Genomic DNA, 20,721 nt, shown 5'->3' with positions numbered 1-20,721 from the left:
GAGTCTACCCAGCGCGCATGATCTCCCGCTGAACGCCGCGGGGAAAGACCGACACTGGCCAGAGCGTCGCCTTCAGGCGGTGGGACGCCGAAGCAGCCAACGCAATCGCTCCGAGCACCTGGTCGAGATCATCGAGGATCTCTCCTTCTGCGCAGCGCGTCCGCTCTGGGCCGAAGCGGCTGCGCTCGACGCGTGTGCAGAGCCGATCGAGAGCGTCCTCGTCGTGCGGAGCGAGTCGCGCCCCGGCGACGATGGCTCGGGCGAGCTGTCGCGGTGTCTGCGCGCCTGCGAGCGGCAGGCCGTGATCGACAGCGGTGTCGATGGTTTCCCGCCACGCGTTCTCGACGGCATCCCTCCCCTCTCGGACCCGTGAGCGCCTCCAGCGTCGCCGCACGTAACGCACGAGAGCCGGCGACCCCAGTGCGAAGAGAAGCGCGAGCGCGAACGCCCAGACGACAGCCGAGGAGGAGTCCGGCGCGTCCTCAGCGGCGGCATCCGTCTCTGTCTCGTCGTCGGGAACGGCTTCTGCGCTCCGCGTGCGGGTCGGTGCCTCGGGCGCCGCTTCGGGGTCAGCCGTGGCGGTGGACGTCGGAGCGGCATCCGGCGCGTAGTCCGGAGCATCCGATCGACCCGGAGTCGGTTCGAACGGCACCCAGCCGACGCCCTCGAAGTAGAGCTCAGGCCAGGCATGCAGGTCTTCCGCATCGACTTCGAACTCTCGCCGCTCGTCGTCGGAATCGGACGAGATCTCGTCACCGGGCAGAAAGCCGATCACGATCCGAGACGGAATATCCGCCACCCGAGCCATCGTCGCCATCGCCGCAGCGAAGTGGATGCAGTAGCCGCTGCGACGCTCCAGAAAGGTCGCGACGACTCCGATGCTGTCACCGTCGTACCCCTGCGACACCGGCGTTGAGATGCTGTACGTGAAATCCCCCTCGCGCAGGTAGCGCTGCATCGCGTAGGCCTTGTCGTACGGGGTCTCAGCGTCAGCCGTCACCTCGTCGACGGTGCGGGTGATGATCTCGGGGATGCTGTCGGGCAGCGAGCGTTCACGCTCGAAGAGACCGCGCTCCGGAAGCTCGGACGCGCGCAGCTGCTCGGGGGTGACCGTCGGATCCGCGACCGAGATCGTGTACGTCTGTCCCGCCGTGCTGTCACCCCGGCTGCGCACAGTTCCGTCATCAGGATCCCAGTACCACCGACCGTCGATTCCGCTGACATCGACCGTGCCTCGGGGAACCGGGAGGAGCTTCTCCCTGAGGCTCGCCATGGTGACGTCCACGGTGCTGAGGCTGTCGTCATCGATGCCGCTTTCTGCCGCGAATGCCTCGTCATCGTCGACAGCGACGAGATCGCCGCGCGCACGAGCGCTGACCCACGTGGTTCCGTCATAGGTCTCGAGCGTCATGAGCCGGAAGTAGTCGGCGCGTTCGGAGTCAGTCGTGTACCTGAACTGGGCGCTGCCTGTCGCCTGCTGGAGGTCCTTTCCGAGGTCGATGAGGGGCGACACGCCGGTCGTGAACGACGATGCGTTGCTCACCGCAAACGGGTTCGCCCCGTAGAAGCCGGGCACGGTCGTCGCCGCGATGCCAGCGAGCGCCGATGCCGCCACGCCGATCACGAGAACGCGGCCAGCGCCGCCGCGCCGGATCGGACTCGACGCCCAGATCGCGAAGGCGTAGGCAATGCCGGTGGCCACGAAAGCGATCACCGGCAGCTCCCCCGCAAGCAGCGAGGGCGGCACGATGAACGCGAAGCAGAGAAGCCCCGTCGGCAACGGGGAACGCGCAACGACTGCGATGAGATCGAGCGTCACCGAGAGCAGAAGCGCACCCGCCGTCAGCAGAAACGTCACGCCCTCGTCGGCGCGAGCCGGAATGGACTGCTGATAGACGGAGGTGCTTCCGGCGTCGATGAGTGCGGAGAAGGCGCCGAGCGTCGAGGGAGTTGGAAGGATGCCGATGACGGCGGTCGCCGGTGCGGCGATCGCCGTCAGGGCAATCAGCCCCGCGACAGCGCCGCAGAGCGAGCCGAGCAGCGGCCGAGCGCCGACGCTTCGAGAGATCGCGGCGATTCCGTTCACGCACACCACGATGAGGAGACAGCCGAGCCACCACGCGAGCTCCACGAGAAGCGGCACGTACGCCGAAAGCGTCGCCATCAACATCACGGCGAGCGCGACGCTCACGGCGGTGGTCGGCCGACGCCTGATGTTCCGGGGACGCCCGGCTCGAGCGCCGTCAGCCGCTGACATCGCTGTGCTCCGTGATGCTGCGATGCATCCGCTCCCAGCTCGGACCGACGTCGAACCTGCCGGTGAGCCCCGTGACGACCCAGGGTCTCGGAGCGTCGTCGCGAACGCGCGGAGACTCCGTCGCGACAAACGCCAGTGCCGGGTCGCCGTGGGCGCCGAGCGCGGCGAGGGCCGTCAGCCGGTCGAGACTGTCGCTCACGAGGATGGTCGGCACTCCTCGAGGCATCCTCTGCTCCAGCTGCCGCACGAGTGCGTGAGGCTCCGCGACAGGCGTGCCTTCGGCGGTCGCGAGGTGCGAGAGGAAGGCAGCCACGTTCTCCGCGCCGATCGCGAGGATCCCGGCATCCTGCTCCGCTGTTGTGACCCGGTAGCCCCGGTCGATGAGATGCACTGCCGCCGATGCGGCCATCTCGATGAGCGAGTCCACCGCAGACGACCCCGGTCGGATGTCGATGACGAGCAACGCCTCCGGATCACCCTGCGGCTCCTCCTGACGAACCATCAGCTCACCGCGGCGAGCAGTGGCGCGCCAGTGCACGCGCCGCAGAGGATCCCCTGGACGGTATTCGCGCGCGATCAGCTCATCTGCCCGTGGAGCGGCAGGACGGATGCGATCGTGCAGACGCCCTTCGCCCGGTGCGGAGACCCCTGCGACGTCCGTGAGCTCGACGATGCGCGGGCGCACGATGACGGGGGTCGACTCTCCGATTGCTCTGCTCGACGCGCAGACCCCGAGAGGGTCCTCGAGCGTGACGCGGAAGGGGCCGATGTGCCAGCGGCCACGCTGAGGCGCACGCACCCGGTAGCGGATGCCGAGGCGCCCGCCACGCTGGACCTTCGCGGGCGGCATCACTCCGCTCGGGCTCACGCCCCACTCGGACGGTGTCTCGTCGGACCAGCCCGTGACCGCTGCGAGGTTTCCGCCGAAGCGCAGCTCGCACACGACCTCAACGTCGTCGATGCAGGGCAGCTCGGGCGGAACGCGACGCGAGACCTCAAGGGGGATGCGCTGCAGGATGACGCTCGCCACGCACAGCGCAAGCACCAGAATCAGGAAGACCGCAACGAACAGCCCCTCACGTCGATTCGTGAACGTGGCGAACAGGAGCAGGATGACGGCGACGACGAGCAGCCCCCAGCCTCGCGGCGTGAGCCGGAATGTGCGTCGGGGCGTCGCACTCATGATCGTCGCTATCCGCCGCTCGGAACAGCCGTCGTCTTCACGATGTCGGCGATGATCTCGGTCGTCGCAGCCGCAGCATCCGTTCCTCTGTCCCCCAGCCGGTGCGCGAGCATCACGCGGTGGGAGAAGACGACATCGGCCAGAGCCGCGACGTGATCCGGCAGCACGAACTCGTGACCGTCCATGGCGGCGCGCGCCTTCGCCGCGGCGAGCAGCTGCAGGGTCGCGCGCGGACTCGCTCCGAGTCGAAGATTCGGGTGCTCGCGGGTGGCTCGCGCCAGTGCGACGGTGTACTCCTTCACTGCCGGCGACGCGAAGACGTGGTGCGTCGTCTCGATCATGTCGATGAGTTCGGGCAGCTCGACCACGGGCCGCAGTCTCTCGAGGGGATCGCCCTCGTCGCGCCAGGTGAGCATCTCCGCTTCTGCCGCGGCATCCGGGTACCCGATCGAGAGCCGTGCGGTGAAGCGGTCGCGCTGCGCCTCGGGGAGCGCGTATGTCCCCTCCATCTCCACCGGGTTCTGCGTTGCGAAGACCGTGAAGGGTCGTGTGAGCGCGTACGTGACGCCGTCCGCGGTCACCTGCCGCTCGGCCATGCACTCGAGCAGCGCCGACTGCGTCTTAGGTGACGCGCGGTTGATCTCGTCGCCGATGACGATGTTCGCGAAGACCGGGCCGGGCTTGAACTCGAAACGGCTCTCCGACTGGTCGAAGACAGCGACCCCGGTGACATCGCTCGGCAGGAGGTCAGGGGTGAATTGGATGCGGTTGATGCTGCCGCCCACGGATGCGGCGAGCGCCCGAGCGAGCATCGTCTTTCCGACACCTGGAACATCTTCGATGAGCAGGTGTCCCTCGGCGAGGAGCACGGTGAGTGCAGTGCGTACGGCTTCGGGCTTACCCGAGATGACCCGCTCGATGTTCTCGACGAGCGCGGCGCTCCGGCTTTGGACGTCGGCCACGGTCATGCCTCGAGAGTCAGCGCCCTGACGCTCGCGCGGCACCGACGTGGCCGAGTCGCTCATGATGCGTTCAAGAACCCGGCGACCGCCTGAGGAACATACGGGGTCACATCTCCCCCGAGCGCCGCGACCTGGCGCACGAGCGAACTCGAGACGTGAGCATGCGCGGGGTTCGGCAGCATGAAGACCGTCTCGACACCGGCGAGGTCACGATTCACGATCGCCATGGGCGTCTCGTAAGCGACGTCCACCTGAGACCTGATGCCCTTGATGAGGACGGATGCTCCGACGTCGGTGCAGTAGTCGACGAGGAGTCCGACACTCCACGACGCGACGACCACATTGCCGCCGACACCGCCGTCCTTGACCGCGGACTCGATGAGGGAGACTCGCTGCGCGATAGGCAGCAGGGCCTCCTTGTCGGGATTGTGAACCACGACGACGTGCAGTTCGTCATAGAGCGGAGCCGCCCGCTCGATGACGTCGAGATGACCAAGCGTGATGGGGTCGAACGATCCGGGAACGACGGCGATCCTGCGCATACTCCCACCCTACCGGGAGAGCGACCGCGTCGCCGACTAAGCCTTCGACATCGCCTCACGCGCCGCGTCATCCAGACGCCGGTCGATGGCATCTCGGAGCTCGCCGTGCTTCGCGAAGCCCGGGTCGTCGGCGAGAAGACGCTCTGCCGCAGCGCGTGCCGTCACAATCACATCGCCGTCCTGCGCGACGCGGAGAAGCCGGAGCGACGATCGCCCGCCGGACTGCGCACCGCCGAGAACATCACCCTCGCGCCGAAGCTCGAGATCACGCTGAGCGAGGACGAATCCGTCCGTCGTCTCCGCCACTGCGTCCACGCGCTCGAGTGAGGGCGATTCGGGTTCTGCGGCGGTGACGAGCAGGCACAGCCCCGGCACGCTGCCTCGGCCCACGCGGCCCCGCAGCTGGTGCAGCTGAGAGACGCCGAAGCGATCGGCATCGAGGACGACCATGGTCGATGCGTTCGGTACGTCCACACCCACCTCGATGACCGTCGTCGTCACGAGGACGTCGATCTGGCCCGCGGCGAAACGCGTCATGATGGCGTCCTTCTCGTCGGGAGCCAGACGACCGTGGATCGCTTCGATCGTGAGTCCAGCGAGCACGGGCTCCGTCCTCAGGGTCGCGAGCATCTCCGTCACTGTTGCGATTCGGCGCTTCTGCCCATCGGCATCCTCATCGTCGTCGGGCACATCGGGTGCATCGTCGTCGCTTCCCGCGTCGATCGCGGGACACACAACGAAAGCCTGGCGACCGAGATCCACCTCTTCGCGCATGCGCTCCCAGACCCGTGGCAGCCACCCCGGCTTCAGAGCCAGCGGCACCGTGAACGTCTCGATGCCCTGTCTCCCCGTGGGCAGCTGGGTGATGGTGCTGACGTCGAGGTCTCCGAAGACGGTCATGGCGACGGTGCGCGGAATCGGTGTCGCGGTGAGGACGAGCGTGTGCGGGTGAGCTGCGCTCTTGCGACGCAGCATGTCGCGCTGATCGACGCCGAAGCGGTGCTGCTCGTCGATGACGATGAGTCCCAGGTCGTAGAACTCGACCGTCTCGTTCAGAAGCGCGTGAGTGCCGACGACGATCTTCGCCTGACCGCTCACAATGCGGAGCAGCGCACGCTTGCGGTCGGCGGCCGGCATCTTTCCGGTGAGCAGCACGGGCGCCATGTCCGCCGCGAGATCGGGCCCGAGCGATGCGACGATCGACCGAAGATGCTGTGCCGCGAGCACCTCGGTCGGCGCGAGGAGCGCCGTCTGCCCCCCGTCGTCCGCGACCGTGAGCATGGCGCGCAGCGCGACGAGGGTCTTGCCCGAACCGACCTCGCCCTGGACGAGACGATTCATGGGGTTGCGCTGGGCGAGGTCGTGCTCGATCTCCGTGCCGACCGTCGTCTGATCGTCTGTGAGCACGAATGGAAGCTGAGAATCGAAACGTTCGAGCGGCCCACGCTCGCTCGGCGTTCGTGACATCGCCATGCTCTCACGAGCGTGCGCTCGATTCTCGAGGAGAGCTGCCTGCAGCACGAAGGCTTCGTGGAACCTCAGGCTGCGCCGCGCACGCTTCCAATCGTCGTCCTCCCTCGGGCGGTGGATGCGTTCGAGCGCGGTTCCGTAGTCGAGCAGCCTCTCTGCATCTCGAACCTCGAGCGGCACCGGATCGGGAACAGCCAGTCCGACGTGATCGAGAAGCACAGCCATAGATTTCTCGATCGACCACGTAGCGATCGACGCCGTCGCCGGATAGATCGGGATCGGCTTGTGGGCCCACGCGTGCACGTCGGTCGCTTCGCCCTGGCGCTCGAACAGCTTGTAATCGGGGTGCGCGAGCTGGAGTTTGCCGCGATAGGAACCGATCTTTCCCGCGAACACGCCGCGCGCGCCGGGAACGAGCTCCTTCGCACGCCAGGCCTGATTGAAGAACGTCAGCGTGAGGATCCCCTTGCCGTCGGAGATGACGGTCTCGAGAATGCTTCCGCGGCGCTTCGCCATTCGACGCTCTGTCGTGCGAACGACATCTGCCACGAGCGTCGCGTGCTCGCCCACGGGGAGGTTTCCGAGCTGCGTCACTTCGCCGCGGCGCGCATACCGGCGCGGGTAGTGCGCGAGCAGATCGCCCACCGTGCGATACCCGAACGCTCTCTCGAACGCTGCCGCTGTGCGGCCGCCCAACGGCCCCGAGAGCTTCTCACGCAGACCGGACTCGTTCATGTGTTCGAGTCTACGCGGGCCCGGTGACACACGTTATCCTCAAGAGCAATGACCAGAATCATCGGCGGCGACGCGGGCTCGCTCACGCTCAAGGTCCCCCCGCACGGGACTCGCCCGACGAGCGATCGTGTGCGCGAGGCGCTGTTCTCTGCCCTCGACGCACGTGATGTCGTGCGCGGCGCTGCCGTTGCGGATCTGTACGCGGGATCCGGCGCCGTCGGCCTCGAGGCCGCGAGCCGAGGAGCATCCTCCGTGACTCTCGTCGAGAGTTCGCCGCGCGCGGCCGCCGTCTGCCGCGCCAATGCCTCGACGGTCACACGCGCCGCGGAGCGCTCCCTCGGGATCACCACCGTGGTGGCCAGCGTCCTGAGCTGGCTTGAGCGAGACGACGACGAGCGTTACTCACTCGTCTTCATCGACCCGCCCTACGACATCGCTGAAACGGAGATGACGGCCGTTCTCGAGCGTCTGGTCCGTCGTCTCACATCCGACGCCATCGTTCTGGTCGAGCGCAGCGCCAGGTCGCCCGAGCCGACCTGGCCCGCTGGGCTGACTCCGGGGAGACAGCGCCGCTACGGCGAGACTGTTGTTTGGTGGGCTGAGCCAGCCAACGACGCCTAGCCTGCGTTGCCGTCCCAGTTCGCATACGGGTCCCAGCCTCGTGCGTCCAGCGGCGCGCCGTCGAGCGTCACGTCACTGTCGGACGGGGCGCTCACCACACCGATCCTCCGAAACCTGGTCGGCAGATCAGCGTCTGCCGGGAAGCACGCGAGGAGGCCGTGGTCTTCACCGCCGTGGAGCACCGCCTCGTCTGCCGGTCCCAGCTTCGCGCTCTCAAGACTGAGAGTGACGCCGCTTGCTCGAGCCAGCCTCGACGCATCGAGCGCCAGCCCGTCCGAGAGGTCCATCATCGCGGTAACGCCCGCGTGCGCGGCGATCGCCCCATCACCGATGGGTGGGCGCGGAGCCAGCTGAATCCCTACGGTGTCAGGATGCCGCTCGCGGAGCTGCCCTGCGCGCTCTGCGTCGGGTTCTCCGGTCTCATTCACTCCTTCGGCGAAGAGCAGCGAGAGCCCTCGCGCGGCCGCGCCGAGAGTTCCGGAGACTGCGACGATATCGCCGACACGCGCTCCCGAGCGAAGAACCGCGCTGCGTCCCTCGAGATCTCCGAACGCCGTCACCGCGATGGTGAAGGTGCGCGACGTCGAGAGATCGCCGCCGACCACACCGCACCCGGGCGCGAGTTCCGCGCACGCGGCGCGGACGCCGTCTGCGAAGTTCTCGAGCACGCTCACCGAGTAGTGATCTGGAACAGCCAGAGCGATGACGAGGCCGGTCGGGCGCGCCCCCATGGCCGCGACATCGGAGAGATTCGTGGCGGCGGCCTTCCAGCCGAGGTCGAACGGTGTCGACCATGCTTCGCGGAAGTCGGGTCCGTGCACCATCATGTCGGTCGTCACGACGTAGCGTCCATCCGGCGCCCGCAGCATCGCGCAGTCATCACCGGGCCCGAGCAGCGCCGCGCTCGCAAGCGGAAGCCGCGGAAAGATCCTCTCGAGGACGCGGCCCTCCGTCAGCTCGGAGAGAGACGGCCCCGTCGATCTGTCAGAGAACACCATGGCTTCAACGGTAGCCTGAACGAGTGCGTTCTCTTGCCCGTCTGACGTCTGCGAGCCTGCTCGTCACGGCGTCCGCGCTGTCCCTCACAGCGTGCGCTGGATCCGTCTCCATGGAACCCGCTCCGCACGCGAACGACCCCGACTGCGCAGCGGTCACGGTTCGACTGCCCGACGCTGTCGGAGAGCTCGAGAAGCGAGAGACCACGGCACAGGCGACCGGAGCATGGGGTGATCCGGCATCCGTGCTCCTGCACTGCGGCGTCGAGCCGATCGGGCCGACGACGATGCCGTGCTTCTCGGTGAACGGGGTCGATTGGGTGCGCGACGACAGCGAAGCCCCGATCTACCGTTTCACCACCTACGGACGCACCCCAGCTGTCGAAGTCGTCATCGACAACGACCACGCCTCAGGGTCTGCTCTTCTCGATCTCTCTCCCGCCGTCAGCGTGATCGAGCAGACGTCGAAGTGCCTCAACGCGGAGGACGTGACCGGCTAGCGGGCGCCCCGTGCGACAGCGACGTCGAGAAGCTCAGTGATCAGGTCGGCGTAGCTGAGACCCGACGTGATCCAGCAGATCGGGAACATGGAGATCGGGGTGAAACCCGGCAGCGTGTTGACCTCGTTGAGAACGAATCCGGATGCCGTCAGAAAGAAATCGACTCGAGCAAGCCCCTCCGCGCCGACAGCGTCGAAGGAGCGCAGGGCGATCTCTTTCATCTCGGCCAGCTGTTCGTCGCTCATCTCCGCCGGGCAGACGAGGTCGATTCCCTCCGCGCCGAGATACTTCGCATCGAAGTCATAGAAGTCTCGACCGGAGACCACGATCTCACCGGCGTACGTCGAGGCGCGAGCCGGTTCGCCCGGGCGTCCACCGAGCACCGCGATCTCCACCTCACGCCCGTCGACCCCCTGCTCGATGAGCACGGCGTCGTCTTCGTCGAACGCGATACGGAGCGCATTCGCGAGCTCGTCAGGCTGAGAGACCCTACTGACTCCGACGCTCGAACCCGCGCGCGCAGGCTTCACGAAGACGGGAAGCTCAAGCCCCTCGAGCAGCGTCTCATCTGCGTCGCCCGACCACTCGTGGCGGCGAAGCGTGCGCCACGGGGCGACATCGACGCCGGCGTGCTGCAGGATCGACTTGGTGAAGTGCTTGTCCATGGCGACAGCGGACGCCAGCACGCCGGATCCGACGTACGGCAGTCCGACGAGTTCGAGCAGGCCCTGCACAGTGCCGTCCTCACCGTAGGTGCCGTGGAGGATCGGGAAGACCACGTCGATCTGACCGAGCGACGTGACCACACCGTCACGCTCGACCGTGAGCGTCCGCGACACGTTGTCTTCGGGCCAGCGAACACGTGTGCCGTTGTCCACGACTTCCGGAAGGTGAGCGGGATCGAGGACGAACTTCTCAGCGTCGTCGTCCTCGAGGACGTACTGGCCGGCGCGAGTGATGCCGATCGGCACCACTTCGAACCGATCGCGATCAATCGCTCCCAGCACTCCCCCCGCCGTTGCGCAGCTGATCGAATGCTCGCTTGAGAGCCCCCCAAACAGCACCGCCACCCGGAGCTTTCCCGTCATTGGTCGTCCTCTCCCCCTGGGGTTCCTCTGAATCGGTGGTCAGGTGCGGCGCGATTCCCTTCGGATCGAGGGTCCCGTCGACAACCTGCTTGACCTGCTGCACGATCGGCATGCTCACCCCGACAGAGTCGGCGATCTCGAGCACCGGTCCGACCGATGCCAGGCCTTCGGCGGTCTGCTGCATCTGCTTCACGACCGAGGAGAAACTATACCCCTGGCCCAGCAGACGTCCTGCCGTGTTGTTGCGTGACAGCGGTGACTGACACGTCGCAATCAGGTCGCCAAGCCCCGCGAGTCCGGAGAGCGTCTCGGGCTGAGCGCCGAGCGCGACGGCGAAATCGGTCATCTCCACGAGACCGCGCGTGATGATGGATGCCTTCGTGTTCTCGCCGTAGCCGACTCCATCGACGATTCCGATGGCGACCGCGATGAGGTTCTTCAGCACTCCGCCGAACTCGGTTCCAATGACATCGGTGTTCACGAACGTGCGGAAATAGGCGTTGCTCGCGATGAGGGCGATGGACTGCGCGGTCTCGAGGCTCTGTGAGGCGACCACGGCCGCGGTGGGCTGTTCCTTCGCGATCTCGAGTGCGAGGTTGGGGCCGGATGCCGCTGCGATCAGCGCCGGATCCCAGTCGAGCGTCTGCTCGATCACCTGGCTCATCCGCATCCCCGAGCTGCGCTCCACTCCCTTCATGAGCGAGACCACGCTCGTCCCCGGTGCAAGATGGGGTCGGAGCGCGACGAGGTTATCGCGAAGGGACTGGCTCGGAACCGCGACGAAGACGTGCTGCGCGTTCGCGACGGCATCCGACATCTTCGAGACCGCGGTCATCCGATTCGGCAGAGTGACACCGGGAAGGTAGTCCTGGTTGCGATGGTTGCGGTTGATGTCGCGCACGACCTCGCTGCGGCGCGCCCACATCGTCACGTCGCTGCCGCCGTCTGCCAGGATCTTGCCGAATGTCGTGCCCCAGCTGCCCGAGCCGATGACAGCCACACGGGCTGACGTTGCCGTCTTACGACTCAAAGCGCCCCGTCTCCTTCTGATCGTGCTTCGAGGGATCCCATCGCTGGCGCGGCGCTGCCGCACCTCTGATGTCCTCGAGCTGCTCGGTGATGGCGTCCATGATGGTATTCGTCGCTTCGATGAATGTCGATGTGTCGCGCGGCCGGTCGCGGAACGCGGAGAGATCGACGGGATCACCCACCTTGATGGTGACCTTCTTCGGAGGGAAGAAGCTGATCTTCTTCCCGTAGCGGGCCATGACCTTCTGCGTGCCCCAGTGGGCCACGGGAATCACCGGCAGATCGTGCGTGAGCGCCATGCGCGCCGCACCGGTTTTGCCGCGCATCGGCCACATGTCAGGGTCTCGCGTCAGCGAGCCTTCGGGGTAGACGATCACACCACCGCCCGTCGTGACCAGGTCTCCCGCAGCCTCGATGGGTCCCTTGCCACGCGGCGAGCCTTCGCGCTCGACGGGAATCTGCCCCGACGCACGCAGCAGCCAGCCGAGAACAGGAACCCGGAAGAGGGACGCTTTCGCCATGAAACGGGGAATGCGCCCGATCTTCCAGGTTGCGATGCCGATCACGATCGGGTCGATCTCGCTGAAGTGGTTCGGAGCCAGAATGAAGGGACCGTTCTTCGGCAGCTTCGCGCCGTCGATGATTGTCATCTTCATCAGCAGGCGCCCGAGCGGCAGAAGGATCGCCGCGAAGAGCCAGAAGATCGACGGACGGGTCTTCTCTGGCGACCGCTTCACGGTCGGCTGTATGGGTTCTGGAGTGTCAGACACTCCCCCATTATCCTTCGAGCGTGAAGTCGGCTCCGAGAAGTTCGAGCTTCTCGATGAACTTCTCGTACCCGCGACTGATGATTCCGACGTTCGAGACATGGGACGTGCCCTCGGCGCTCAGTGCGGCAATCAGGTGCGAAAATCCTCCGCGCAGGTCGGGAACGACGATATCGGCGCCGTGCAGCTTGCTCGGCCCGGAGATTACCGCAGAGTGGTTGAAGTTCCGCTGCCCGAACCGGCAGGCCTGACCACCGAGGCACTCTCGGTGGATCTGGATGGTCGCGCCCATGTTGACCAGGGCATCGACGAAGCCGAATCGGTTCTCGTACACCGTCTCGTGGACGATCGAGACGCCCTTCGCCTTGGTCAGTGCGACGACGAGAGGCTGCTGCCAGTCCGTCATGAACCCGGGGTGAACGTCGGTCTCGATGATCACGGGGTTGAGATCGGTGCCGGGATGGAAGAAGCGGATGCCGTCCTCGTGGATCTCGAAACCGCCGCCGACCTTGCGATAGACGTTGAGGAAAGTGAGCATCTCCGACTGCAGCGCACCGCCGACGAAGATGTCTCCCTCGGTCGCAAGCGCTGCCGCTGCCCAGCTCGCAGCCTCATTGCGGTCGAAGAGAGCGCGATGCGAGTAGCCGGTGAGCGTTGCGACGCCCTCGATGCGGATGACGCGGTCGGTGTCGACCGAGATGATCGCGCCCATCTTCTGAAGGATGTTGATGAGATCCATGATCTCCGGCTCGATCGCCGAGCCGCGGAGCTCCGTGATGCCCTCAGCGCGAACGGCCGTCAGAAGCACCTGCTCCGTCGCGCCGACACTCGGATACGGCAGCTCGATCTTCGCGCCGCGAAGACCGGTGGGAGCCGTGATGCGGATTCCGCTGGGGAGCTTCTCGACGACGGCCCCGAACGTACGGAGAACATCGAGGTGGTAGTCGATCGGACGGTCGCCGATGCGGCATCCGCCCAGGTCGGGAATGAAGGCCTCACCCAGTCGGTGCAGCAGCGGCCCGCAGAAGAGAATCGGGATGCGGCTCGACCCCGCGTGCGCGTCGATGTCCGCCATGTGAGCAGACTCGACGGCAGACGGATCGAGGTGCAGCTCGCCCTCTTCCTCTCCATCAGTGATCTTCACCCCGTGGACGCTGAGCAGTCCACGCACGACCCGAACATCACTGATGTCCGGAACGTCCCGAAGGACGCTGGGGGTCTCACCGAGAAGCGCCGCGACCATCGCCTTCGTGACGAGGTTCTTCGCGCCCTTGAGTTCGATCCGACCGGTGAGAGGGCGTCCGCCCCGAATGGTGATTGTGTCTGCGTGAAGTCCCACGCTGGCCCCCGCCCCCGTAGCGTCCTCGAGAAGAGTCCTCAATGCGATTCCCTGATGTTCGGCTATCTGGCGGGCAAAGTCTGCGGCCGCCATGCTGCTCGATTGGCCTCGAACGCGGTGATCGCCTCTTCATTGCGAAGCGTCAGCGCGATGTCATCGAGCCCTTCGAGCAAACGCCACCTAGTGTAATCGTCGATATCGAACGGCACCTGAATGTCGCCCGCTGTGACGGTCTTGTCTTCGAGGCTGACCGTGAACTCCATGCCGGGGTTCGCGTCGATGGCTGCCCAGAGCCGTTCGAGGTCATCGTCGCTGATCTGCGCGGCGAGCAGACCCTGTTTGCCCGAGTTGCCGCGGAAGATGTCTCCGAACCGAGTGCTCAGCACGACCGCGAAGCCGAAGTCGCGCAGCGCCCAGACGGCGTGCTCTCGTGATGAGCCGGTGCCGAAGTCGGGACCCGCGACGAGCACCTTCGGATTCGCGAACTCGGGCTTGTTGAGCACGAAATCAGGATCCTGCCGCCAGCCGGCGAACAGTGCGTCATCGAAGCCGGTCTTGGTGACGCGCTTCAGGTAGACGGCCGGGATGATCTGATCGGTGTCAACGTTTGAGCGCTTCAGCGGCGCGGCGACTCCGGTCACTGTGGTGAATTTCTCCATGATGGTCAGTTCTCCAGGTCTGAGGGGCTCGACAGGGTTCCGCGAATTGCGGTCGCAGCGGCGACCACGGGCGACACGAGGTGCGTACGCCCGCCCTTGCCCTGACGGCCTTCGAAGTTTCGGTTGCTCGTCGATGCGCAGCGCTCGCCCGGCGCCAGCTGGTCAGGGTTCATGCCGAGACACATCGAGCATCCGGCGAACCGCCACTCGCCGCCGAACTCCTCAACGATCTTGTCGATTCCCTCGGCCTCAGCCTCGAGCCGGACCCGCGCAGACCCGGGTACGACCATGACGCGCACGCCATCAGCCTTCTTCTGCCCCTTGATGATGGAGGCAAAGGAACGGAGGTCCTCGATGCGACTGTTCGTGCAGGAGCCCATGAATACGGCATCCACCGGGATCTCCTTGAGCTTCGTGCCGGGAGTCAGCGCCATGTACTCGAGCGCTCGCTCTGCTGCAGAGCGGTCGGTCGGGTCATCGAACTCTTCCGGATTAGGAACATTGCCGCTGAGCGAGACGCCCTGGCCCGGGTTCGTCCCCCAGGTGACGAAGGGCTCGAGTTCGTCGGCATCGAGGAAGACCTCTGCGTCGAACTCCGCACCCTCATCGGTCGAGAGTGTGTTCCAGTACTCCACCGCTTCGTCCCAGTCGGCGCCCTGGGGCGCGTGCGGGCGCCCCTTGAGATAGTCGTAGGTCGTCTGGTCCGGCGCTACCATTCCGGCGCGAGCACCGGCCTCGATCGACATGTTGCAGATGGTCATGCGGCCCTCCATGGAGAGAGACCGGATGGCGCTTCCGCGATACTCGAGAACGTAGCCCTGGCCCCCGCCCGTGCCGATCTTCGCGATGACGGCGAGGATGATGTCTTTGGCCGTCACGCCCGGCTTCAACGTTCCCTCGACGTTGATGGCCATCGTCTTGAAGGGCTTGAGCGGTAGCGTCTGAGTCGCCATGACATGCTCGACCTCGCTCGTTCCGATGCCGAACGCCATGGCGCCGAACGCGCCGTGCGTGGAGGTGTGCGAGTCGCCGCACACGACCGTGATGCCGGGCATCGTGAGCCCGAGCTGCGGACCCACGACGTGGACGATGCCCTGTTCGACATCCCCAAGCGAGTGGAGTCGGACGCCGAACTCCTCCGCGTTCTTGCGGAGAGTCTCGATCTGGGTGCGGCTCGTCCGATCCGCGATCGGACGATCGATGCCGATGGTCGGCGTGTTGTGGTCCTCGGTCGCGATCGTGAGATCGGGGCGACGGAGCGGGCGACCGGCCATCCGCAGACCGTCGAACGCCTGCGGGCTTGTGACCTCATGGACGAGATGCAGATCGATGTAGATCAGATCGGGCTCGCCGTTCTCGCCGCGCGTGACGAGGTGGTCCTGCCAGACCTTCTCTGCCAGCGTGCGCGGACGAGCGGAATTTTCGGGGTTCTGTTGCATGAGCGTGCTTCCTTGCAGGTAATGGGAACAGGCACCATCAGACTCCGCGGCGAGGGGGCCTGTGGGCTAGGCCTCGCCGCGGCAGCTAAGAAGCAGACCGAACAGCACGGAGCAAGAATATCACTCGCTAGGGAGTTCCTGCGTTTCGTTACCTCGTTTGCGAGCAGCGATGAGACTTGCGACCGTCGCCACAGCCATAGAAACGATGATCACCGCAAGCGACACCCAGGTGTTAATCTCGGGGACCCATTCGACGCCCTTACCCCCGTTGATGAACGGCAGTTCGTTCTCGTGGAGCGCGTGGAAGACGAGCTTCACACCGATGAAGGCGAGGATGAACGCGATGCCGTACTTGAGGTACTCGAGCTTTTCGAGAAGCCCGCCCAGCATGAAGTACAGCTGGCGCAGCCCCATGAGCGCGAAGATGTTCGCGGTGAAGACGATGAACGGGCTCTGTGTGATTCCGAAGATCGCGGGAATCGAGTCGATCGCAAACATCACATCGGTCGTGCCGATCGCCAGGAACACGACGACCATGGGCGTCCACATCCGACGTCCGTCGACAACGGTGCGGAGCTTTGAACCGTCGTACTCCGGCGCCACCTTGAGCTTGCGTCGCATGAACGACGTGAACTTCGTCTCGCCGTCCTCGGCATCCTCGTTCTCACCGAATGCCTGCTTCCACGCCGTCCACAGCAGGAAGATTCCAAAGAGGTAGAAGACTGCGCTGAAGTGCTCGATGACGGTGGCGCCGACGAGGATGAAGATTCCGCGGAAGACGAGGGCGATGATGATGCCCACCATGAGGACTTCCTGCTGGTACCGCTTCGGCACCGCGAACTTCGTCATGATGATGACGAAGACGAAGAGATTATCGACCGAGAGGCTGTACTCGGTGAGCCAGCCCGCGAGGAACTGCCCGGCGAAGTCTCCGCCCGCGAACATGAACATGAGCCCGGCGAATACGAGCGCGAGCGTGACGTAGAAGGCCACCCAGAGCGCCGACTCCCGCATGGATGGGATGTGCGGACGCTTCACCACGATCAGCAGATCGAAGAGGAGGATGAGCACGAGGACGATGTAGGAACCGACTTCGAACGCAAGGGGAAGCTCAGGATGCATGCGGATAAATGCCCTTCAAAAGAGGATCGACTTTCATCGAAAGTCTCTCCCCCGGCTCGGCCGACGCATCATCCGGGGCGACTGCGGTGTCGTCCGTCCTGACGAATGATGCGAATCGGGATACTCCCCTTCGCTACGTCAACTGTAACGGATGAACGCGGTCGTCGGCGACGGATTCCTCCGTCGCCGACGACGATCACGCTCCGCGCTCCGACTCGATCAGAGCAGCGAGGTGCGTCCGACGCTCCTCCTGCTCCACCGGGTCCGGGACTGGTAGCGAGGCCAGGAGCCTCTGTGTGTACGGGTCCTTCGGGCTGCCGAGAACCTCGGCTCCTGTCCCCTCTTCGACAAGCTGGCCCCGATACATCACCGCGATGCGGTCGGAGAGGATGTCCACGACCGCCAGGTCGTGGCTGATGAACAGTGCCGCGAAGCCGAGCTCGCCCTGCAGCTCCGCGAAGAGCTCGAGCACGCGCTCCTGCACGGAGACGTCGAGCGCGCTCGTGGGCTCGTCCGCGATGAGCAGCTCGGGGTCAAGCGCGAGTCCGCGCGCGAGGCTCGCACGCTGACGCTGCCCCCCGGAGAGCTCGTGCGGAAAGCGGCCTGCGTACGCACGCGGCAGCTGCACCGCTTCGAGAAGCTCGGCGACGCGCGTCGAGATCTCGGCATCCGTCATCTCTCGTCGATGCACCTGGAACGGTTCCGCCACGCACTCCTCGATGGTGAGGAGTGGGTTGAAGCTGGATGCTGGGTCTTGGAACACGAACCCGATGCGAGATCGAAGCTTCTTGAACGACCGCTCTTTCACCCCGTTCATCTCAGCTCCGAGAACGCGAAGCGATCCGCCGGTCACGCGCGTGAGTCCCGCGATCGCCCGGCCGATCGTCGTCTTCCCCGAACCCGATTCGCCGACGAGGCCGAGGACCTCTCCGGGAGCGATCGAGAACGAGACACCGTCGACCGCCACGAAGCCGGGCCGACCGAGGCGTCCCGGGTACTGGATGCGAAGGTCGCGCGCCTCGACGATCGGCGAGGCATCGGCATCCGGCTGCTTTCTCTCCGCCACCTCGATCGACTGCCCGATCCGAGGAACGGCGCCGAGCAGCTTCTTCGTGTAGTCGTGCTTCGGCTGCGAGAACAGGGTTCGCACGTCGTTCTCCTCGACGATCGCGCCCTGGTACATCACGACCACGCGGTCGGCGAGATCGGCGACGACGCCCATGTTGTGCGTGATGAGGACGATCGATGTGTCGAACTCGTCGCGACAGCGCCGGAGCAGGTCGAGGATCTCCGCCTGAACGGTGACATCCAACGCGGTCGTCGGTTCATCGGCGACGATGAGCCCGGGGTCGAGCACAAGCGCCATCGCGATGACGATGCGCTGCTTCTGCCCGCCCGAGAACTGGTGCGGGTAGTAGTCCACTCGTGTCTCAGGGTCGGGGATGCCGACACGGCGAAGAATGTCGATCGCTCGTTCGCGCCCGGCCTTCCGGCCGAGCTTCGAATCGTGGGCACGAAGCCCCTCGGCGATCTGCCACCCCACGGTGAAGACCGGGTTGAGCGCCGTCGAGGGTTCCTGGAACACCATCGAGACGTCATCACCACGGACCTCGCGCAGGCGTCGGCGATCGATCGAGACCACGTCGGTCTCGCGCGTGCCCGCACGATTCCGGATCACCACCGCGCCCGAGCTCGTCGCTGTCTCGGGCAGAAGCCCGAGGATCGTCTTCGCCGTGACAGTCTTGCCCGACCCGGACTCTCCGACGATCGCGACCACCTCGCGCGGCCCGACCGTGAGAGAGACTCCGTCGACGGCGCGCACTGCGCCCGCGTCTGAGGAGAACGCGACGTTGAGATCGCTGATCGTGAGGATGTCGTCGGTCATTTCATCTCCCCTTCGCTCGCGTCGTCGCCCTCGACCGCTGCCGTCGTCTGGACGCCGGCCACGGGAACCACGCTCGTCTCGACGACTTCGCCGGAGTCTGCGGCCACGCCGCGTCGTCCGCGGAGCCTCGGGTCATTCAGGTCGTTGAGGCTCTCTCCGACCAGAGTCATTCCGAGCACGGCAAGCACGATTCCCAGCCCGGGCGGAATGGACGTCCACCAGATACCGCTCGACACATCGGCGAGCGCCTTGTTGAGGTCGTACCCCCACTCGGCGGCTGCGGTCGGTTCGATTCCGAAGCCGAGGAAGCCGAGCCCAGCGAGAGTCAGGATCGCCTCGGATGCGTTGAGCGTGAAGATCAGCGGCAGGGTCCGTGTCGCATTGCGGAAGACATGCCGTGCCATGATCCGCACGTTGCTCGCGCCGATGACCTTGGCTGATTCCACGAAGGCCTCGGCCTTGATCCGCACGGTCTCAGCTCGGATGACGCGGAAGTACTGCGGGATGAAGACGACGGTGATGGATGCCGCCGCGGTGAAGATCCCGCCCCACATGTTCGAGCGGCCACCGGAGACCGTGATCGAGATGACGATCGCCAACAGCAGCGACGGGAACGCGTAGATCGCGTCGCAGACGACGACGAGCACACGGTCGATCCAGCCACCGAAGTACCCCGAGAGCAGGCCGAGGATCACCCCGGCGAAGATCGAGAGCACGACGGCCACGATCACCACGAGCGCCGCCGTCTGAGCTCCCCAGATGGTGCGCGAGAGCACGTCGAACCCGCCGACGGTCGTTCCCAGCGGGTGAGCCGCGCTCGGCGGCTGCTGCGCCCCGAACCCGCCGTCGTCGCCCTTCAGCTGGCTGAACCCGTAGGGAGCCAGCAGAGGCGCGAAGATGGCGACAAGCGCGAAGATGATCGTGATCGTGAGGCCGGCGATGAGCATGCCGCGCTGGATTCCGTAGCTCTGGCGGAGCTGACGCAGGATCGGAAGGCGGCTGATCAGGGACTTCTTCTGAGTTGCGACGTTCGAGGTCATGTCAGTACCTCACTCTCGGGTCGATGAGCGCCGCGACGATGTCGACGATGAAGTTCGTGATGGCCACGATGATCGCGAGCATCACGACGATTCCCTGAACAGCGACGAAGTCGCGCGCCTGCAGGTAGTCGACGAGCATGAAGCCGAGCCCCTTCCACTCGAACGTCGTCTCGGTCAGCACGGCGCCCGCGAGCATGAGCGCGATCTGCATGCCCATGACCGTGATGATCGGGATCAGCGCGGGACGGTAGGCGTGTTTGCGCACCAGTCGGAATTCACTGACGCCGCGAGAGCGAGCGGCATCCACGTAGTCTTTCGTCAGCGTGCCGATCATGTTGGTGCGCACAAGCCTGAGGAAGACCCCCGCGGTCAGCAGACCGAGCGCGATCGCTGGTAGGGCAGCATGGCTGAGCACGTCTCCGACCGCGTCAGCATCCCCGAGGCGGATCGCATCGATCAGGTGGATGCCGGTGGCGCCGTCCAGCAGCTGGAGATTCAGCTCTGTGCGCGTGCTGGCGCGCCCCGAGACCGGAAACAGTCCGAGCCCGACTGAGAAGATCAGCTTCAGAAGCATCCCGGCGAAGAACACGGGCGTCGCGTAGAACAAGATCGCCAGCACACGGAGCACGGCGTCGGACGCTTTGTCGCGACGGTACGCCGCCCACATTCCGAGCGGGATGCCGACGATGAAAGCCACGATGAGCCCGTAGACAGCGAGCTCGAGCGTCGCCGCACCGTAGGTGAACAGGATCTCCGTGACCGGACGGTGGTCGCTGATGGTCGTGCCGAAGTCGCCGCGCAGCAGCCCTCCGAGGTACTCCAGATACTGCACGATGACCGGACGGTCGTAGCCGGCGGCGTGGATGCGTTCGGCCAGCTGATCCGGTGTGAGACGGCCGCCGAGCGCCGCAGTGATGGGGTCGCCTGTCGTGCGCATGAGCACGAAGACGAGAGTGACGAGGATGAAGATCGTGGGGATGATGAGGAGGAATCGCACTACGAGGTAACGCAGCAGACTCCCTCCCCCGCTCGAGGAGCTCGAGGGCATGGCCTGCGCGACGTGGCCTTCTGGTTGCGCGCTGGGGGCT

18 protein-coding genes are annotated in these 20,721 nt (G+C 65.6%); 2 read left to right on the top strand and 16 right to left on the bottom strand.

Features of this window, described 5'->3' with window-relative positions; genetic code table 11:
• Window positions 1-4: 4 nt before the first annotated feature.
• From ACSAGD_RS05505 to ACSAGD_RS05485, 5 genes are read right to left on the bottom strand one after another with little or no spacing between them, the layout of a single operon-like run.
• Complete coding sequence (locus ACSAGD_RS05505; protein WP_437584721.1) at window positions 5-2,257, bottom strand: transglutaminase TgpA family protein; 2,253 nt, start codon at window positions 2,255-2,257, stop codon at window positions 5-7.
• Complete coding sequence (locus ACSAGD_RS05500) at window positions 2,244-3,440, bottom strand: DUF58 domain-containing protein (protein WP_437584720.1); 1,197 nt, start codon at window positions 3,438-3,440, stop codon at window positions 2,244-2,246. Before ACSAGD_RS05500 ends, ACSAGD_RS05505 begins: the two co-directional genes overlap by 14 nt.
• An 8-nt stretch (window positions 3,441-3,448) precedes the next feature.
• The gene (locus tag ACSAGD_RS05495; protein WP_437584719.1) at window positions 3,449-4,465 is read right to left on the bottom strand and encodes an AAA family ATPase; all 1,017 of its coding nucleotides are present in this window, start codon (window positions 4,463-4,465) and stop codon (window positions 3,449-3,451) included.
• On the bottom strand, window positions 4,462-4,944 hold the full coding sequence (coaD, locus tag ACSAGD_RS05490; RefSeq protein ID WP_437584718.1) for a pantetheine-phosphate adenylyltransferase: 483 nt from the start codon (window positions 4,942-4,944) through the stop codon (window positions 4,462-4,464). Before coaD ends, ACSAGD_RS05495 begins: the two co-directional genes overlap by 4 nt.
• A 36-nt stretch (window positions 4,945-4,980) precedes the next feature.
• Window positions 4,981-7,149: an ATP-dependent DNA helicase RecG gene (locus ACSAGD_RS05485; RefSeq protein ID WP_437584717.1), complete on the bottom strand. Its 2,169-nt coding sequence runs from the start codon at window positions 7,147-7,149 to the stop codon at window positions 4,981-4,983.
• A 48-nt stretch (window positions 7,150-7,197) separates the two neighbouring features.
• Here ACSAGD_RS05485 and ACSAGD_RS05480 point away from each other — a divergent pair, with 48 nt between their 5' ends.
• A complete protein-coding gene (locus ACSAGD_RS05480) occupies window positions 7,198-7,770 on the top strand; it encodes an RsmD family RNA methyltransferase (RefSeq protein WP_437584716.1) in 573 nt (190 codons plus the stop codon).
• Here the strand turns inward: ACSAGD_RS05480 and thiL are convergent.
• The gene (thiL, locus tag ACSAGD_RS05475; RefSeq protein WP_437584715.1) at window positions 7,767-8,768 is read right to left on the bottom strand and encodes a thiamine-phosphate kinase; all 1,002 of its coding nucleotides are present in this window, start codon (window positions 8,766-8,768) and stop codon (window positions 7,767-7,769) included. The genes ACSAGD_RS05480 and thiL overlap by 4 nt on opposite strands.
• Window positions 8,769-8,791: 23 nt before the next feature.
• On the opposite strand from thiL, the gene ACSAGD_RS05470 reads away from it, so the two are divergent.
• The gene (locus tag ACSAGD_RS05470) at window positions 8,792-9,265 is read left to right on the top strand and encodes a DUF3515 family protein (RefSeq protein WP_437584714.1); all 474 of its coding nucleotides are present in this window, start codon (window positions 8,792-8,794) and stop codon (window positions 9,263-9,265) included.
• Here the strand turns inward: ACSAGD_RS05470 and ACSAGD_RS05465 are convergent.
• The 10 genes from ACSAGD_RS05465 to ACSAGD_RS05420 form a co-directional block, all read right to left on the bottom strand.
• Window positions 9,262-10,353 carry a D-alanine--D-alanine ligase family protein gene (locus ACSAGD_RS05465; protein WP_437584713.1) on the bottom strand — a complete coding sequence of 364 codons (1,092 nt, stop codon included), beginning with the start codon at window positions 10,351-10,353 and terminating at the stop codon, window positions 9,262-9,264. The genes ACSAGD_RS05470 and ACSAGD_RS05465 overlap by 4 nt on opposite strands.
• Window positions 10,256-11,383 (bottom strand): NAD(P)H-dependent glycerol-3-phosphate dehydrogenase, encoded by a 1,128-nt coding sequence (locus ACSAGD_RS05460; protein WP_437584712.1) that lies wholly within the window; start codon window positions 11,381-11,383, stop codon window positions 10,256-10,258. Before ACSAGD_RS05460 ends, ACSAGD_RS05465 begins: the two co-directional genes overlap by 98 nt.
• Window positions 11,373-12,152 carry a lysophospholipid acyltransferase family protein gene (locus ACSAGD_RS05455; RefSeq protein ID WP_437584711.1) on the bottom strand — a complete coding sequence of 260 codons (780 nt, stop codon included), beginning with the start codon at window positions 12,150-12,152 and terminating at the stop codon, window positions 11,373-11,375. The genes ACSAGD_RS05460 and ACSAGD_RS05455 overlap by 11 nt, the downstream gene beginning before the upstream one ends.
• A 7-nt stretch (window positions 12,153-12,159) precedes the next feature.
• A complete protein-coding gene (murA, locus tag ACSAGD_RS05450) occupies window positions 12,160-13,488 on the bottom strand; it encodes a UDP-N-acetylglucosamine 1-carboxyvinyltransferase (protein WP_437584710.1) in 1,329 nt (442 codons plus the stop codon).
• A 62-nt stretch (window positions 13,489-13,550) separates the two neighbouring features.
• Window positions 13,551-14,147: a 3-isopropylmalate dehydratase small subunit gene (gene leuD / locus ACSAGD_RS05445; protein WP_437584709.1), complete on the bottom strand. Its 597-nt coding sequence runs from the start codon at window positions 14,145-14,147 to the stop codon at window positions 13,551-13,553.
• Window positions 14,148-14,152: 5 nt separating this feature from the next.
• Window positions 14,153-15,586, bottom strand: coding sequence for a 3-isopropylmalate dehydratase large subunit (gene leuC / locus ACSAGD_RS05440; protein ID WP_437584708.1), 1,434 nt, complete (start codon window positions 15,584-15,586; stop codon window positions 14,153-14,155).
• A gap of 120 nt (window positions 15,587-15,706) precedes the next feature.
• Entirely contained in the window at window positions 15,707-16,708 is a 1,002-nt protein-coding gene (locus tag ACSAGD_RS05435; protein WP_437584707.1) for a TerC family protein, read from the bottom strand.
• 196 nt (window positions 16,709-16,904) lie between these two features.
• Entirely contained in the window at window positions 16,905-18,593 is a 1,689-nt protein-coding gene (locus ACSAGD_RS05430; RefSeq protein WP_437584706.1) for a dipeptide ABC transporter ATP-binding protein, read from the bottom strand.
• On the bottom strand, window positions 18,590-19,633 hold the full coding sequence (locus tag ACSAGD_RS05425; protein ID WP_437584705.1) for an ABC transporter permease: 1,044 nt from the start codon (window positions 19,631-19,633) through the stop codon (window positions 18,590-18,592). Before ACSAGD_RS05425 ends, ACSAGD_RS05430 begins: the two co-directional genes overlap by 4 nt.
• Window position 19,634: 1 nt before the next feature.
• Window positions 19,635-20,681 (bottom strand): ABC transporter permease, encoded by a 1,047-nt coding sequence (locus ACSAGD_RS05420; RefSeq protein ID WP_437584704.1) that lies wholly within the window; start codon window positions 20,679-20,681, stop codon window positions 19,635-19,637.
• Between the last annotated feature and the right edge of the window lie 40 nt (window positions 20,682-20,721).

Origin of the sequence: Paramicrobacterium salitolerans (genome assembly GCF_051513965.1) — a bacterium.
Classification (GTDB): Bacteria; Actinomycetota; Actinomycetes; order Actinomycetales; family Microbacteriaceae; genus Paramicrobacterium.
The sequence above is the reverse complement of the archived record's forward strand: the minus strand, read 5'-3'. Positions and strand labels throughout refer to the sequence as shown.